This is a genomic window from Pseudomonas sp. 3A(2025) (assembly GCF_054589175.1).
Window position 1 is genome coordinate 214,396 of sequence record NZ_BAAILM010000034.1, and the last position, 15,142, is coordinate 229,537.

The 15,142-nt window shown below is 63.0% G+C and carries 15 protein-coding genes and 1 pseudogene; 9 read left to right on the forward strand and 7 right to left on the reverse strand.

Going from position 1 to position 15,142, the window contains the following annotated elements; all coding sequences use genetic code 11:
- The first annotated feature begins 97 nt into the window (after positions 1–97).
- The 8 genes and pseudogenes from coxB to ACYP2A_RS14970 all read left to right on the forward strand — a co-directional run bounded on the left by coxB (position 98) and on the right by ACYP2A_RS14970 (position 7,161).
- On the forward strand, positions 98–1,222 hold the full coding sequence (coxB, locus tag ACYP2A_RS14935; RefSeq protein ID WP_459746055.1) for a cytochrome c oxidase subunit II: 1,125 nt from the start codon (positions 98–100) through the stop codon (positions 1,220–1,222).
- The gene (gene ctaD, locus ACYP2A_RS14940; protein WP_459746056.1) at positions 1,219–2,799 is read left to right on the forward strand and encodes a cytochrome c oxidase subunit I; all 1,581 of its coding nucleotides are present in this window, start codon (positions 1,219–1,221) and stop codon (positions 2,797–2,799) included. Before coxB ends, ctaD begins: the two co-directional genes overlap by 4 nt.
- Positions 2,799–3,371, forward strand: a complete 573-nt coding sequence (locus ACYP2A_RS14945) for a cytochrome c oxidase assembly protein (RefSeq protein ID WP_459746058.1) — start codon at positions 2,799–2,801, stop codon at positions 3,369–3,371. Before ctaD ends, ACYP2A_RS14945 begins: the two co-directional genes overlap by 1 nt.
- Positions 3,368–4,252: a cytochrome c oxidase subunit 3 gene (locus tag ACYP2A_RS14950; protein ID WP_459746059.1), complete on the forward strand. Its 885-nt coding sequence runs from the start codon at positions 3,368–3,370 to the stop codon at positions 4,250–4,252. Before ACYP2A_RS14945 ends, ACYP2A_RS14950 begins: the two co-directional genes overlap by 4 nt.
- The gene (locus ACYP2A_RS14955; protein ID WP_459746061.1) at positions 4,249–4,959 is read left to right on the forward strand and encodes an SURF1 family protein; all 711 of its coding nucleotides are present in this window, start codon (positions 4,249–4,251) and stop codon (positions 4,957–4,959) included. Before ACYP2A_RS14950 ends, ACYP2A_RS14955 begins: the two co-directional genes overlap by 4 nt.
- Positions 4,956–5,516 (forward strand): hypothetical protein, encoded by a 561-nt coding sequence (locus tag ACYP2A_RS14960; protein WP_459746064.1) that lies wholly within the window; start codon positions 4,956–4,958, stop codon positions 5,514–5,516. The genes ACYP2A_RS14955 and ACYP2A_RS14960 overlap by 4 nt, the downstream gene beginning before the upstream one ends.
- Before the next feature lie 12 nt (positions 5,517–5,528).
- A pseudogene (locus ACYP2A_RS14965) lies at positions 5,529–6,485 on the forward strand (COX15/CtaA family protein); the annotation flags it as partial.
- Positions 6,486–6,531: 46 nt separating this feature from the next.
- On the forward strand, positions 6,532–7,161 hold the full coding sequence (locus ACYP2A_RS14970; RefSeq protein WP_459746067.1) for an SCO family protein: 630 nt from the start codon (positions 6,532–6,534) through the stop codon (positions 7,159–7,161).
- Between the two features lie 155 nt (positions 7,162–7,316).
- Here ACYP2A_RS14970 and ACYP2A_RS14975 read toward each other — a convergent pair whose 3' ends face one another.
- From ACYP2A_RS14975 to ACYP2A_RS14985, 3 genes are read right to left on the reverse strand one after another with little or no spacing between them, the layout of a single operon-like run.
- Positions 7,317–8,090, reverse strand: coding sequence for a MetQ/NlpA family ABC transporter substrate-binding protein (locus tag ACYP2A_RS14975; RefSeq protein WP_459746068.1), 774 nt, complete (start codon positions 8,088–8,090; stop codon positions 7,317–7,319).
- Positions 8,091–8,144: 54 nt separating this feature from the next.
- Positions 8,145–8,819, reverse strand: a complete 675-nt coding sequence (locus tag ACYP2A_RS14980) for a methionine ABC transporter permease (RefSeq protein WP_459746070.1) — start codon at positions 8,817–8,819, stop codon at positions 8,145–8,147.
- Positions 8,819–9,826, reverse strand: a complete 1,008-nt coding sequence (locus ACYP2A_RS14985; protein ID WP_459746071.1) for a methionine ABC transporter ATP-binding protein — start codon at positions 9,824–9,826, stop codon at positions 8,819–8,821. Before ACYP2A_RS14985 ends, ACYP2A_RS14980 begins: the two co-directional genes overlap by 1 nt.
- A gap of 289 nt (positions 9,827–10,115) precedes the next feature.
- On the opposite strand from ACYP2A_RS14985, the gene katE reads away from it, so the two are divergent.
- Complete coding sequence (gene katE / locus ACYP2A_RS14990) at positions 10,116–12,266, forward strand: catalase HPII (RefSeq protein ID WP_459746074.1); 2,151 nt, start codon at positions 10,116–10,118, stop codon at positions 12,264–12,266.
- 1 nt (position 12,267) lies between these two features.
- On the opposite strand, the gene ACYP2A_RS14995 is transcribed toward katE, so the two are convergent.
- From ACYP2A_RS14995 to ACYP2A_RS15010, 4 genes are read right to left on the reverse strand one after another with little or no spacing between them, the layout of a single operon-like run.
- Positions 12,268–12,990 (reverse strand): PA5502 family lipoprotein, encoded by a 723-nt coding sequence (locus tag ACYP2A_RS14995; protein ID WP_459746076.1) that lies wholly within the window; start codon positions 12,988–12,990, stop codon positions 12,268–12,270.
- 37 nt (positions 12,991–13,027) lie between these two features.
- Positions 13,028–13,816 carry a zinc ABC transporter permease subunit ZnuB gene (gene znuB, locus ACYP2A_RS15000; RefSeq protein ID WP_459746079.1) on the reverse strand — a complete coding sequence of 263 codons (789 nt, stop codon included), beginning with the start codon at positions 13,814–13,816 and terminating at the stop codon, positions 13,028–13,030.
- Positions 13,809–14,630 carry a zinc ABC transporter ATP-binding protein ZnuC gene (gene znuC, locus ACYP2A_RS15005; RefSeq protein ID WP_459746080.1) on the reverse strand — a complete coding sequence of 274 codons (822 nt, stop codon included), beginning with the start codon at positions 14,628–14,630 and terminating at the stop codon, positions 13,809–13,811. The genes znuB and znuC overlap by 8 nt, the downstream gene beginning before the upstream one ends.
- Complete coding sequence (locus ACYP2A_RS15010) at positions 14,630–15,112, reverse strand: Fur family transcriptional regulator (protein WP_459746082.1); 483 nt, start codon at positions 15,110–15,112, stop codon at positions 14,630–14,632. Before ACYP2A_RS15010 ends, znuC begins: the two co-directional genes overlap by 1 nt.
- Between the last annotated feature and the right edge of the window lie 30 nt (positions 15,113–15,142).

A 15,142-nucleotide genomic window follows, 5' to 3' on the forward strand; every position in this document is an offset into this window, starting at 1 on the left:
GGCCTTTTATCGGCCCGAGTCAGCAGTCCGCAAGCCGCTCCCATGCGTACAGGTCATCCGGTCCTGTGCAGACTCACGAGTCTTGGGGGTACCCCGAATGATGCGTCAGCCCAGGGTCGCGGCCGTGGCGGTGCTGTGGACGACCGGCGGTCAGGTGCAGGCGGCCTGGACCGTCAACATGGCGCCCGGTGTCACCGAGGTCAGCCAGGCGGTGTATGGCCTGCACATGACCATCTTCTGGATCTGCGTGGTGATCGGCCTGGTGGTGTTCGGTGCGATGGGCTGGAGCATGTTCGCCCATCGCCGCTCGCGCCGGCCCGTGGCGGCCAGCTTTCATGAAAACACCCGTATCGAGATCCTCTGGACCGTGGCGCCCTTCCTGATTCTGGTGATCATGGCGATTCCGGCGACCCGCACGCTCATCCATATGTACGACAACAGCGAATCGCAGGTCGATGTGCAGGTCACTGGCTACCAGTGGAAATGGCATTACCGCTACATAGGCCAGGACGTCGAGTTTTTCAGCAACCTGACGACCCCCGCCACGCAGATCAATAACCACGACGACAAGGGCGAGCATTACCTGCTGGAGGTCGACCAGCCGCTGGTGTTGCCGGTCGGGCAGAAAATCCGCTTTCTGGTGACCGGCGCCGACGTGATCCATTCCTGGTGGGTGCCGGCCTTTGCGGTCAAGCGCGATGCCATTCCGGGCTTCGTCAACGAAGCCTGGACGCGTATCGAAAAGCCCGGCATCTACCGTGGCCAGTGCACCGAGCTGTGCGGCAAGGATCATGGCTTCATGCCGGTGGTGGTCGATGCCCGCCCCCAGGCCGAGTACCAGGCCTGGCTGGCCGGGCGCAAGGCCGAAGGCGCTCGGCTCAAGGAGCTGACCAGCAAGGAATGGACCCGCGAAGAGCTGATTGCCCAGGGCGACAAGGTCTATCACACCATTTGCGCCGCCTGCCATCAGCCTGAAGGCCAGGGCATGCCGCCGGTGTTCCCGGCGCTCAAGGGCTCGAAAATCGCCAAAGGCCCGCTGGACGCGCACCTCGCTATTGTCTTCAACGGCAAACCGGGCACGGCCATGGCCGCGTTCGGCAAGCAATTGTCGGAAGTCGATATCGCCGCCGTGGTGACCTTCGAGCGCAATGCGTGGGGCAACGACATGGGCGACATGCTGCTGCCCAAGGATGTGCTGACCTACAAGCAGGGGCAGAAATGACCATCACCGCTCATGGACATGCCGACGCCGCCCACGGCCCTGCCCAAGGCCTGATGCGCTGGGTGCTGACCACCAATCACAAGGACATCGGCACGCTGTACCTGTGGTTCAGCTTCTGCATGTTCCTGCTTGGTGGCACCTTTGCCATGGTGATCCGTGCCGAGCTGTTCCAGCCCGGCCTGCAGATCGTGCAGCCGGCGTTTTTCAACCAGATGACCACGATGCACGGCCTGATCATGGTCTTCGGCGCGGTGATGCCGGCCTTTGTCGGGCTGGCCAACTGGATGATCCCGCTGATGATCGGCGCGCCCGACATGGCGTTGCCACGCATGAACAATTTTAGTTTCTGGATATTGCCAGCGGCCTTTCTGCTGCTGGTCTCGACGCTGTTCATGCCCGGTGGCGGACCCAATTTCGGCTGGACGTTCTATGCGCCGCTGTCGACCACCTATGCGCCGCCCAGTGTGACCTTCTTTATTTTCGCCATCCACATGCTTGGCATCAGCTCGATCATGGGGGCGATCAATGTGATTGCGACCATTCTCAACCTGCGCGCGCCGGGCATGACCCTGATGAAGATGCCGCTGTTCGTCTGGACCTGGCTGATCACCGCCTTCCTGCTGATCGCGGTGATGCCGGTGCTGGCCGGTTGCGTGACCATGATGCTGATGGACATCCACTTCGGCACCAGCTTCTTCGATGCCGGGGGCGGCGGCGACCCGCTATTGTTCCAGCACGTGTTCTGGTTTTTCGGCCACCCGGAGGTGTACATCATGATCCTGCCGGCCTTTGGCGCGGTCAGCGCGATCATCCCGGCGTTCTCGCGCAAGCCGCTGTTTGGCTACGCTTCGATGGTCTATGCCACGGCGGCGATTGCGCTGCTGTCGTTTCTGGTCTGGGCGCACCACATGTTCGTGGTCGGCATTCCGCTGATGGGCGAGTTGTTCTTCATGTACGCCACCATGCTCATCGCGGTGCCGACCGGGGTGAAGGTGTTCAACTGGGTGAGCACCATGTGGCAGGGCTCGCTGACCTTCGAGACACCCATGCTGTTTGCCGTGGCCTTTGTGATTCTGTTCAGCATCGGCGGTTTTTCGGGGCTGATGCTGGCTATCGCCCCGGCGGACTTTCAGTACCAGGACACCTATTTCGTGGTTGCGCATTTTCACTATGTGCTGGTGCCGGGGGCGATCTTCGGCATTTTTGCCTCGGCCTACTACTGGCTGCCCAAGTGGACCGGGCATATGTACGACGAAACCCTGGGCAAACTGCATTTCTGGATGTCATTCGTCGGCATGAACCTGGCGTTCTTCCCCATGCACTTCATTGGTCTTGCCGGCATGCCGAGGCGGGTGCCGGACTACAACCTGCAATTTGCCAACTTCAACATGATCTCCTCGATCGGCGCCTTTACCTTCGGGGTCACGCAATTGCTGTTTCTGTTTATCGTCATCAAGACCATTCGCGGCGGCGCGCCGGCCCCGGCCAAGCCCTGGGACGGCGCCGAAGGCCTGGAGTGGAGTTTGCCGTCGCCGGCGCCCTATCACACCTTTGCCACGCCGCCGGAGGTCAAGTGATGCGCCCGGTCAGGCGCGTAGTCATCCGGCTGCTGGTGGTCGTGGTAGCGATGTTCGGCTTCGGTTTTGCCCTGGTGCCTTTATATGAAGTGATGTGTCAGGCGTTCGGCATCAACGGCAAGACCGGCGGCGCGTACCGGGGCGAGCAGGTGATCGACGACACGCGGCAGGTGCGCGTGCAGTTTGTCGCCAGCAATGCGGCCAGCATGAGCTGGGCGTTCTACCCCAAAAGCAGCGAGCTGCGCGTGCATCCCGGCGCGGTCAACGAGATGCTGTTTGTCGCGCAAAACTCCAGCGCCCACGCCATGACCGCCCAGGCCGTGCCCAGCGTCGCACCGGGCACGGCGGCGGCCTGGTTTCACAAGACCGAGTGCTTTTGCTTTACCCAGCAGGTGCTGCAACCGGGTGAGCGCATCGAAATGGCCGTGCGTTTTATCGTCGACCGCGACCTGCCGGCGGATGTCAGGCAACTGACCCTGGCCTACACCCTGTTCGATATCACCGCGCGCCAGCCGCCAGCGGCGCGGGTAGCGACCATCGCCGTCGGCAACGGCCTGCGGGAGGTGCCATGAGCACTGAGCGTTACTACGTTCCCGAACAAAGCAAATGGCCCATCGTCGGCACGTTGGCACTGTTGATCACGATGTTTGGCCTGGGCACCTGGTTCAATGACCTCAAGGCAGGACACCCCGCGTCTTTCGGCCCCTGGCTTGTGCTGTCCGGCATGTTGCTGGTGGCGTGGATGATGGCCGGCTGGTTCGGCACGGTGATTCGCGAAAGCCGCGCCGGGTTGTACAGCGCACAGATGAGCCGCTCGTTTCGCTGGGGCATGGGCTGGTTCATCTTTTCCGAAGTCATGTTCTTTGCAGCGTTTTTCGGCATGCTGTTTTATCTGCGCTACTGGGCCGGCCCGTGGCTGGGCGGCGAAGGCAGCAACGGCATTTCCAACATGCTCTGGCCGGAGTTTCGCTACCAGTGGCCGATGCTCGACACCCCGGACCCGAAACGCTACCCGGCACCCACGGGCATCATCGACCCGTGGACACTGCCGCTGATCAATACCGTGCTCCTGGTCAGCTCCAGCATCACCCTGGCCCTGGCACATCGTGCCCTCAAGCATGGCCAGCGCCTGGCGCTGAAACTATGGCTGGCGACCACTGTGCTGCTGGGCATGGGTTTTCTGACCTTGCAGGTGATGGAGTACCGGCACGCCTACCACGAGCTGGGCTTGACCCTCGGCTCCGGGATCTACGGCGCGACGTTCTTCATGCTCACCGGTTTTCATGGCTTGCACGTGAGCATCGGCGCGCTGATTCTGCTGGTGATGCTGGTGCGCATCCTGCGCGGGCATTTCGATGCCGGGCATCAGTTCGGCTTTGAGGCCGCGAGCTGGTACTGGCATTTCGTCGATGTCGTGTGGATCGGGCTGTTTGTCTTTGTGTATGTGCTGTGAGGCGCTTCACGGTGCATTGGCTGCCGACCCTTCTATTGGTCTTCATGCTGCCGACGCTGGTCCTGCTGGGCCTGTGGCAACTGCACCGGGCGCAGGAAAAGCGTGATTTGCTTGCCTTGCAGGCCCAACACCAAATCATGGTACCCGGCACGCTGGACGAGCTGTTGCAGGTCGCCGACCCGGCCTGGCGGCGCGTCCACGTGCAAGGCGTTGTCGATGCCGAACACAGCCTGCTGCTGGACAACAGCAGCCGCCAGGGCCAGGTCGGTGTCGAGTTGCTGCAGCCGTTGCAGGATCAGCTCAGCGGCATGTGGGTGTTGCTCAATCGCGGCTGGCTGCCGTGGCCGGATCGCCGGGTGGCGCCGCTGTTCAGCACCCCCGACACGCTGCTGGACATTCAGGCCTGGGTCTATGTGCCGCCCGGCCCGGGCTTTCGTTTGCAGGCCGATGCCGTGCCTGAACGCTGGCCACACCTGATCACGGTGGTGGAGCCGACCCGGCTCTGGCGTGAACTGGGCCGCGTCGGCTATGCCCATCAATTACGCCTGCTGCCGGGGCCGGCGGCGTATCGGGTCGACTGGCCGGTGGTCAATATGGCGCCCGACACTCACAGTGGCTATGCCGTGCAGTGGTTCAGCCTGGCGGCTGCGTTGCTGGGGCTTTATCTATATCTGGGGTTCAACGTCACCAAGGGCCGGTCGGCATGAATACCGCCCTGCCGCCACGCTCGCGCCGGCCGGGGCGCCTGCAACTGTTGCTGCTGGTGGCCGGGTGCATTGCGCCGATGATCCTCGCCACCTGCATGTACCGCTGGCAGTTCTGGGTGCCGGACAGCCGCACCTGGCACGGCGAACTGATCGGCAATGGCCAGGGCCGCCGCGAGCTGGGCGTGGCGGCGACAGAGACCCGCTGGCAACTGTTGGTCACCGACACCGGGGCGTGCGCGGCCGAGTGTCGGCAACTGGTGTATCTGGCCCGGCAGATCAATGTCGGCCTGGGCCGCGAGGCGGCGCGGGCCAGCCATGCGCTGGCCACTGCCGGCGAGCCGCAAGACGACAGCGCCTGGCTGGGCGAGTACCCGCATTTGCAGCGTTATCCGCTCGATCTGCAGCGTTACCGACAGATAGCGCCGTCTGCCGGGCCGACCTGGCTGTGGATCGTCGATCCGCACGGCAATCTGGTGCTGCGCTACGGCGCCGGCATACGCGGTCAGGATGTGCTGCGCGATCTCAAGCATCTGCTGAAGCTCTCGACTATCGGTTGAAAGGAGGCTGCCATGCCCCGCAGTGGCTATCGCCTGGCCCGGTTCGCTACTGTCTTGTCCCTGCTGGTGGTGCTGCTCGGCGCCTGGACCCGGCTGACCCATGCCGGGCTCGGTTGCCCGGACTGGCCGGGTTGCTATGGCTTGCTCACGGTGCCGTCGGGAGCGGCGCAAGAGGCCTTGGCCGCAGTGCAATTTCCACAGGCGCCGTTGCACGCCGGCAAGGGCTGGAACGAGATGATCCATCGCTATGGTGCTGCCCTGCTGGGCCTGAGCATCGGTGGGCTGGCGTTGCAGGCCTGGCGCGCCGGGCAAGCACTGACATTGCCGTTGCTGCTGGTGGCACTGGTGATCGCTCAAGCGCTGTTCGGCATGTGGACCGTCACCCTCCGGCTTTGGCCGCCCGTGGTTACCGTGCATTTGCTGGGCGGGCTGGCGACGCTCAGTCTGTTGTTGTTGCTGACTTTACGGTTGAGTAATGCGTCACCGCCCGCCATCCATTCGACAGGCCGATTGCGCGGCCTGGCTACGCTGGCGCTAATCGTGGTGGTCGGGCAGATCGCGCTCGGCGGTTGGGTCAGCGCGCATTACGCCGCCATGGCCTGTCCGGATGTGCCGACCTGTCAGGGCCAGTGGTGGCCGGCGACCGACTTTGCCAGCGGCTTTGACCTGAGTCCGTCGATTGGCCCCAATTATCAGGGCGGCCTGCACGACAGCGAGGCACGCACCGCGATTCACCTGGCCCATCGGTTGGGCGCCCTGTTGGTCGGCAGTGTGGTGCTGGCACTGAGTTGGCAATTGAGACGCGCAGGCCTGGGCGCGCTGGCCGTACTGACGGGCACCGCCTTGTTGCTGCAAGTGGGGCTGGGCATGGCCAATGTGCTGACGCAGGTACCGGCGTGGCTGGCCCTGGCGCACAGCGCAGGCGGGGCATTGCTGCTGCTGAGCCTGACGCTGGTGCATGACCGTTTGTGGCGCTAGCTGTTAGGCTTGCCCTTCACCGTATGGACCTTCGACGATGACCCGAACCCAGAAAACCGTCTTCATTCTTGTGGCCATCGTGGCCGTGATCCTTGGCCTTACCGTACAGCGCGTGCTGTCCGGCCGGGGCGGCGCCGATCAGGCGGCATTGGTCGATGCCGGCATCATCCTGTTGCCGCAAAGCCGCACCGTGCCAGACCTGAAAATGACCGACCAGAACGGCGAGCCGGTGTCGGTCGATCAGCTCAAGGACAAATGGACGCTGGTGTTTCTGGGCTATACCTATTGCCCGGACATCTGCCCCGCGACGCTGGCGCAGTTACGCCAGATCAAGGGCGAGCTGCCCAAGGACCTCGCCGGCCGGCTGCGCGTGGTGCTGGTCAGCGTCGACCCCGACCGCGACACACCCGAGCAGTTGAAAAAATACCTGGAGTATTTCGACAAGGACTTCATCGGCCTGACCGCGCCGGTGAATGAACTGAAGACGCTCTCCAATGCGCTGAGCATCCCGTTCATCCCCGCCGACACCCGCAAACCGGGCTACACCGTGGACCACAGCGGCAACCTGGCGCTGCTGGGGCCGGACGGCAAACAGCACGGCTTTGTGCGCGCGCCGCTGAACGTCAAGAAGCTCAGCGAGCGGTTGCCGGGGTTGTTGAAACTGTAAACAATTTATCGTCCGACACCACCTGTAGGAGCGACCTTGGTCTGGGCCGATCAGCTGCGTTAGCCGCCGTAGATTTTCAGCGGTTCGCAACTTTTTGTGAGTGCTTCGCACTCAATCGCGAGCAAGCTCGCTCCTACGGGATTTGTGTTCGGCAATCAGAACGCCGGAACCACGGCGCCTTTGTATTTCTCGGTGATGAATGCTTTGACTTCAGGGCTGTTCAGCGCGCCGACCAGTTTCTTGATCGCGTCCGAGTCCTTGTTGTCCGGGCGGGCTACCAGGATGTTGGCGTACGGCGATTCAGCGCCTTCGATGGCCAGTGCGTCCTTGGTCGGGTCCAGTTTGGCGCCCAGCGCGTAGTTGGTGTTGATCAGCGCCAGGTCGACCTGGGTCAGCACGCGCGGCAGGGTGGCGGCTTCCAGTTCGCGGAATTTCAGGTCTTTAGGGTTGCTGGCGACGTCCTTCGGGGTGGCCAGGATGCTGGTCGGGTCCTTCAGGGTGATCAGGCCGGCCTTGGCCAGCAGCAGGAAGGCGCGGCCTTCGTTGGTGGCGTCGTTGGGCAGGGCCACGGTGGCGCCGTTTGGCAGGTCTTCGAGCTTCTTGAATTTCTCGGAGTAGGCACCGAACGGTTCAACGTGCACCTTGGCCACGGTCACCAGGTTGGTGCCCTTGCCCTTGTTGAACTCATCCAGGTACGGCTGATGCTGGAAGAAGTTGGCGTCCAGGCGTTTCTCGGCCACTTGCACGTTAGGCTGCACGTAGTCGGTGAAGACCTTGATCTTCAGGTCCACGCCTTGCTTGGCCAGAGTCGGTTTGACGAACTCCAGGATTTCGGCGTGCGGCACGGCGCTGGCGGCGACACTCAGGGTTTCGTTGGCTTGGGCGGACAGCGCGGTAAACGCAGCCAATACAGCGACTAGCTTTTTCATGCAACAGCTCCTTAAAGGCCCGCATCCGGCGGGCTACTGCTCAATGGAATGCAATTAACGGTGTGAAAAGTACGCCACCAGCCGGTCGCCGACGGTTTGCAGGATCTGCACCAGCACCAGCAGCAATACGACCGTGACGAACATGACATCGTTCTGGAAGCGCTGGTAACCGTAGCGAATCGCCAGATCGCCCAGCCCGCCGGCACCCACGGCACCGGCCATGGCGGTGAACGACACCAGCGCAATGGCGGTGACGGTGATGGCCGCCAGAATGCCGGGCCGCGCTTCGGGCAGCAGTGCCTTGACGACGATCTGCGAGGTGGTGGCGCCCATGGCCTGGGTTGCCTCGATGATGCCCTTGTCGACTTCACGCAATGCGGTTTCTACAAGGCGGGCGAAGAACGGCGTGGCGCCGGCGATCAGCGGCGGCAAGGTACCGAGAATGCCCAGCGAGGTGCCGGTGATGATTTGCGTCAGCGGCATCATCACGATCAGCAGGATGATGAACGGCAGCGCCCGCAGCATGTTCACGATCAGCCCGACCGTGTTGTACAGCGCCTTGTTTTCCAGCAACTGGCGCGGCGAGGTGAGGAACATCAGCACGCCCAGCGGCAGGCCCAGCAGCACGGTAAAGCCCAGCGACACACCGAGCATGATCAGGGTGTCGCCGGTGGCGAGCCAGATTTCATACCAGTCGACGTTGGAAAACAGATTCACGAAAGCGTCCATCAGCGCAGGACCTCCATATGGACATCAGCGGCGCTGAAGCGTGCGAAGGCGGCGTCTGTGTCGCCACCGGTAATGGCCAGGGTCAACTGGCCGTAAGGTACATCCTTGATGCGGTCGATACGCCCGGCCAGGATGCTGTAGTCGACGCCGGTTTCGCGGGCGACGGTGCCCAGCAACGGCGCATAGGTGGCCTCGCCCTGGAAGGTCAGGCGCACGATGCGGCCCTGCACATGGGCGAAGTCTTCGCGCTGGTCGTTTTCGTCGAGCTGTTCGTCTTCCTGGACGAAACGCTTGGTGGTCGGGTGCTGCGGGTGCAGGAACACATCGGCCACCTTGCCCTGCTCGACGATGACGCCGGCGTCCATCACGGCGACCTGATCGCAAACCCGGCGGATCACGTCCATTTCATGGGTGATCAACACGATGGTCAGTTTCAGTTCGCGATTGATCTCGGCCAGCAGTTGCAGCACCTGGGCGGTGGTTTGCGGGTCCAGCGCGCTGGTGGCTTCGTCGCACAGCAGAATCTTTGGCCGGGTGGCCAGGGCGCGGGCGATGCCGACGCGCTGCTTCTGGCCGCCGGACAATTGCGCCGGGTACTTTTTCGCGTGGTCGCTCAGGCCGACCCGCTCAAGCAACTCGGCGACGCGGCGGTCGATCTGCTCGCGCGGCAGGTCGCCGGCCAGGGTCAGCGGCATGGCGACATTGTCGGCCACGGTTTTGGACGACAGCAGGTTGAAGTGCTGGAAGATCATCCCGACCTGTTGGCGAAAGCGCCGCAGGCCGTTGGCGTCCAGTGCCGTGACGTCTTCGCCGTCGACGATGATGCGTCCGCCGGTGGGGTTTTCCAGGCGGTTGATCAGGCGCAGCAGTGTGCTTTTACCGGCACCGGAATGACCGATCAGGCCATAGACCTGTCCGGCCTCGATACGCAGGCGGGTGGGATGAAGGGCCGGGATGTCCTTACCGGCGACCCGATAGGTTTTCTGGACGTCAAGAAACTCGATCACTAACCAAACCTTTTAGGGCGAACCTTGTGGGAGCGCGTGGAGCGAGCGATAGCTCGCCAGTACATGCCGGCTGGATAAGCCGGGCGCGCATTTTAGCCTTTCCGTGCCGCTCGTCTTAGCATTTATTTCGAGCAAAAGCTGCTCAATGGCTATAACGCGACCGGTGGGAATACCCGATTTCAAATTCACTGAACGGCATCCGCTTGCCCCGGTCACTCCTTGAACACCGTGATTCACAGTCAACAGGTTCGCTATATGACGGGCCTGCCACTTTGAGGAGTTGCATCTGATGGGCAAGAAAACCGAAACCCCGGTCACCCAGGCGTCGGCCAGCGAACTGGCCGGCACCGACACCCTCGACCGGGGCAATACCAACGCCAAACTCGACAGCCTGGACGTCGTACGCTCCGATGCCACCGGCCAGGCGCTGCGCACCAACCAGGGTGTGAAGATTGCCGACAACCAGAACACCCTCAAGGCCGGCAGCCGTGGGCCGTCGCTGCTGGAAGACTTCATCATGCGCGAGAAAATCACGCATTTTGACCATGAGCGTATTCCGGAGCGCATCGTCCATGCTCGCGGCACCGGCGCGCACGGCTACTTTCAGACCTATGAAAACCACAGCGCACTGAGCAAGGCCGGCTTCCTGCGTGATCCAGGCAAAAAGACCCCGGTGTTCGTGCGTTTCTCTACCGTACAAGGCCCGCGCGGCTCGGGCGATACCGTGCGCGATGTGCGCGGTTTTGCAGTGAAGTTCTACACCGACGAAGGCAACTTCGACCTGGTGGGCAACAACATGCCAGTATTCTTCATTCAGGATGCGATCAAGTTTCCGGACTTCGTGCATGCGGTCAAGCCTGAGCCGCATAACGAGATCCCGACCGGCGGCTCGGCCCACGACACCTTCTGGGACTTCGTGTCGCTGGTGCCGGAGTCGGCGCACATGGTGCTGTGGACCATGTCCGACCGGGCGATCCCGAAAAACCTGCGCAGCATGGAAGGCTTTGGCGTACACACCTTTCGCCTGATCAACACCGAGGGCAAGGCCAGTTTCGTCAAATTCCACTGGAGGCCCAAATTCGGCGTGTGTTCGCTGGTCTGGGACGAAGCGCAAAAGCTGGCGGGCAAGGACACCGATTACCACCGCCGCGACCTGTGGGAGTCGATTGAAACCGGCGACTATCCGGAATGGGAACTGGGTGTGCAAATCGTCGCCGAGGAAGACGAACACAAATTCGACTTCGACCTGCTCGACCCGACCAAGATCATCCCTGAAGAGCTGGTGCCGGTGACGCCGCTGGGCAAAATGGTGCTGGATCGCAACCCGGACAACTACTTTGCCGAAACCGAGCAGGTCGCGTTCTGCCCGGGCCACATCGTGCCGGGCATCGACTTCTCCAACGACCCGCTGCTGCAAGGCCGGCTGTTTTCGTACACCGACACGCAGATCAGCCGCCTGGGAGGTCCGAACTTTCACGAGATTCCGATCAATCGCCCGGTATCGCCGAACCACAACAACCAGCGTGATGCGCAGCACCGCAGCACCATTCACAAGGGACGTGCGTCTTACGAGCCGAATTCCATCGATGGCGGCTGGCCGAAAGAAACCCCGGCAGGCCCGCAGGATGGCGGCTTCGAGAGCTATCAGGAACGCATCGAGGCGCACAAGGTGCGTGAGCGCAGCGAGTCGTTCGGTGATCACTTCTCCCAGGCCACGCTGTTCTTCAACAGCATGAGCGAGCACGAGAAAGAGCACATCATCGCGGCCTACAGCTTCGAGCTGGGCAAGGTCGAGCGCGAGCACATTCGTGCACGTCAGGTGAACGAGATTCTGGCCAATATCGACCTGACCCTTGCGGCGCGCGTGGCCGCCAACCTGGGCCTGCCAGCGCCGAAAGCCGGCACGGTGAAGCCGGTTAAAACCAGCCTCAAGGAGTCGCCTGCCCTGAGCCAGGCCAACCTGCTGCCGGGCGATATCGTTTCGCGCAAGGTCGCGGTATTGGTGGCCAACGGTGTCGACGGCAAGGCCGTAGACGCCATCAAGGCGGCGCTGGCGGCCAAGGGCGCGCAGGCCAAGGTGCTTGGCCCGACGTCGGCACCGGTGACCACGGCTGACGGTAAAACCTTGCCGGTCGATGCATCAGCCGAAGGCTTGCCGTCGGTGGCGTTCGATGCGGTATTCGTGCCGGGTGGCGCGGAGTCGGTGAAGGCATTGAGCGGCGATGGCGTGGCCCTGCATTACCTGCTTGAGGCCTATAAGCACCTCAAGGCCATTGCCGTCGCCGGTGAAGCCGAAGAGTTGCTGAAACTGCTGCGCCTGGACAAGGACGCCGGCTTGCTGGTGGTGTCCGATGACGCCTCGACCCAGGCGTTCCTCGATGCCATCGGCCAGCACCGTGTCTGGGCGCGTGAGCCGAAAGCCAAGGCGGTGCCTGCGTAAGTCAGGATTTCGCGGGGGTAAGCACGATCTGCGCCGGTTGATGGCGGTCAATCTGCCGGCGCAGGTCCAGCTCGAAATTCGGGTTGATCCTGTTGACCCGTTTACCCAGCAGATTGGCCAGCCATGGATAATCTGCCGTGCGCGGCACTTCGATCAGCACATCGCAGTTGAAATTGACGATATCGCTGGCAATCGCGTCCAGTTGTCTGCGCATTTGTGCGATATCGCCGGTGTTCAGCTCAATGATCGTGCTCGGCACATCCGGGTTGACCAGCCTGGCAATGCGCCGTGCTTCAGCGGCACGCAGCTCGGCTTCAGCCTGCTCCAGCTCGGCTTTGCGCGCCTGGGCAATCGCACCGTTGACACCGCTGGTCAGCGCTGGCGCCTTGGGCATCAAGGCACGGGCGCGGCTTAGCGCGGTGGTCGCGGCATTCACATCACCTTTCTGCAAACCGATCTGGCTGCGGCTCAAATACGCCTCGGCCAGTTGCCGTTGCGACTGCTCAAGGCGCGGATCGTCCGGCGTAGCGGCTTGCAACGCGGCCAACTGGTCTTCGGCGGTCGCCAGTTCGTTGCCGGCAATGCTCTGCTCCAGTTGCGCGAACCCGTCCAGCTGCGGCGCCTGCTCGGGCGCGGCAACGTCTGCCGGCGGCGTGCTTTGGCAAGCACCCAACAGCAGGGACAAGGCGACTGGCAGCAGATAACGGGAGATGGGCAGCTTCATTCCTGCATTCTCTAAGTTGCGCAAAAAACGAGCAAGTCTACACCGCCCGCCGGGGGAGGACAAAACTGAGCAAGAACAGCGTCGCTGCGCACACCACAATCGACGGTCCCGCCGGAGTGTCCTTCAGCCATGATAGCGCCAGCCCGCCGCACACCGCCACCACGCCCAGCACACTGGCGCCCAGTGCCATTTGTTCCGGCGAGCGGGCATGCCGTTGCGCCGCTGCCGCCGGAATGATCAGCAGCGAGGTGATCAGCAGCACGCCGACGATCTTCATCGCCACCGCGATGACTACCGCGATCAGCAGCATCATGGTCATGCGCAGGGTCATCACCGGCAAGCCTTCGACCCGCGCCAGTTCTTCGTGCACGGTCACCGCCAGCAGCGGCCGCCACAGCGCCACGATCAGCACCAGCACCAGCGCACTGCCGCCCAGAATCCAGGCAAGATCGGTCGGGCTGATCGCCAGCAGGTCGCCGAACAGATAGGCCATCAGGTCGATGCGCACCTCGTGCATGAAGCTCAGCACCACCAGGCCCAGCGACAGGGTGCTGGGCGCCAGGATGCCCAGCAGGGTATCGCTGGCCAGCGGCTGGCGCTGTTGCAGGGTCACCAGCAAGATCGCCAGCAGCAGGCAGCCGACGGTCACCGCCAGGGTCGGGCTGATGTCGAGCAAAAAGCCCAGCGCCACGCCGAGTAAAGCGGCGTGCGACAAGGTGTCGCCGAAATAAGCCATGCGCCGCCAGACCACGAAAGAACCCAAAGGGCCTGCGACCAGGGCCAGAGCGATGCCGGCGAGCAAGGCGTAAAGAAGAAAATCAGCCATGCTTGCAGCCGTCTCCGTGAACGTGGGGAACGTGGGGTTTGAAGCGCGGGGCTTCCTGGGCGCCTGGGGGCGTATCGGTTTCGTTGACCACTTCACCATGCAGGTCATGGGCGTGGTCGTGATGGTGGTGATAGATCGCAAGACTCGGCGCGTTCTGGCCGAACAGCTCGACGAAGGCCGGGTCGTGACTGACCTGTTCCGGGTGGCCGGAGCAGCACACATGACGGTTCAGGCAGACCACCTGGTCGGTGGTGCTCATCACCAGGTGCAGGTCATGCGAGACCATCAATACACCGCAACCGTGGCGGTCGCGCAGGCGGGTGATCAGGCTGTACAGCTCGGCCTGGCCGGCGACATCGACGCCTTGTACCGGCTCGTCGAGCACCAGCAGCTCGGGCTCGCGCAGCAGCGCACGGGCGAGCAGCACGCGCTGCATCTCGCCACCGGAAATACCCTGCAACGGGCTGTCGATGACCTTGCCGGCACCGACCTCTTCCAGCGCGGCCATGGCCTTGGCGCGGTCCACGCCCGGCACCAGGCGCAAGAAGCGCAGCACCGACAGCGGCAGGGTCTGGTCGACATGCAGCTTTTGCGGCATGTAGCCCACGCGCAGTTTCGGCTTGCGCCAGACGCTGCCGGAGGTGGGCGTCAGCAAACCGAGCACGGCGCGCACCAGGGTGGTCTTGCCGGCGCCGTTGGGGCCGATCAGGGTGACGATCTCGCCGGGGCTGACGCTCAGCGCAATGTTGTCCAGCACGCTTTGCCCGGACAGGGTAACCGCCACCTGTTCCAGGCGGATCAGGGGGTTGCTCATCAGGCCGCCTTGCAACCGGCGCACACGCCGACGATCTCGATGGTCTGGCCCTCGACCGCAAAACCGACTTCGGTCGCAGCGTTGACCACGGCGTCACTGATGGCCGGGTGTTGCAGCTCGATGGCGGCATGGCATTCGCGGCAGATCAGGAACTGACCCTGGTGGGCGTGGGCCGGGTGGTTGCAACCGGTGAAGGCGTTGAGCGAGGCGATGCGGTGCACCAGACCATGCTCAAGCAGAAAATCCAGGGCGCGGTAGACGGTTGGCGGCGCAGCGCGGCGGCCGTCTTCTTCGCTGAGTACGCCAAGAATGTCATAGGCGCCCAACGGCTTGTGGCTTTGCCAGACCAGCTCCAGCACCCGGCGACGCAGGGCGGTCAGGCGCAGGCCTTTGCCGGCACACAGCGTGTCGGCCTCGCTGAGGGCGCTGTGCACGCAATGGGAGTGATCGTGAGGGCGACTGGCCAGGGGAGTAATAGGCATGGGCGGCGACGATATTGGCTGGAGACGTTA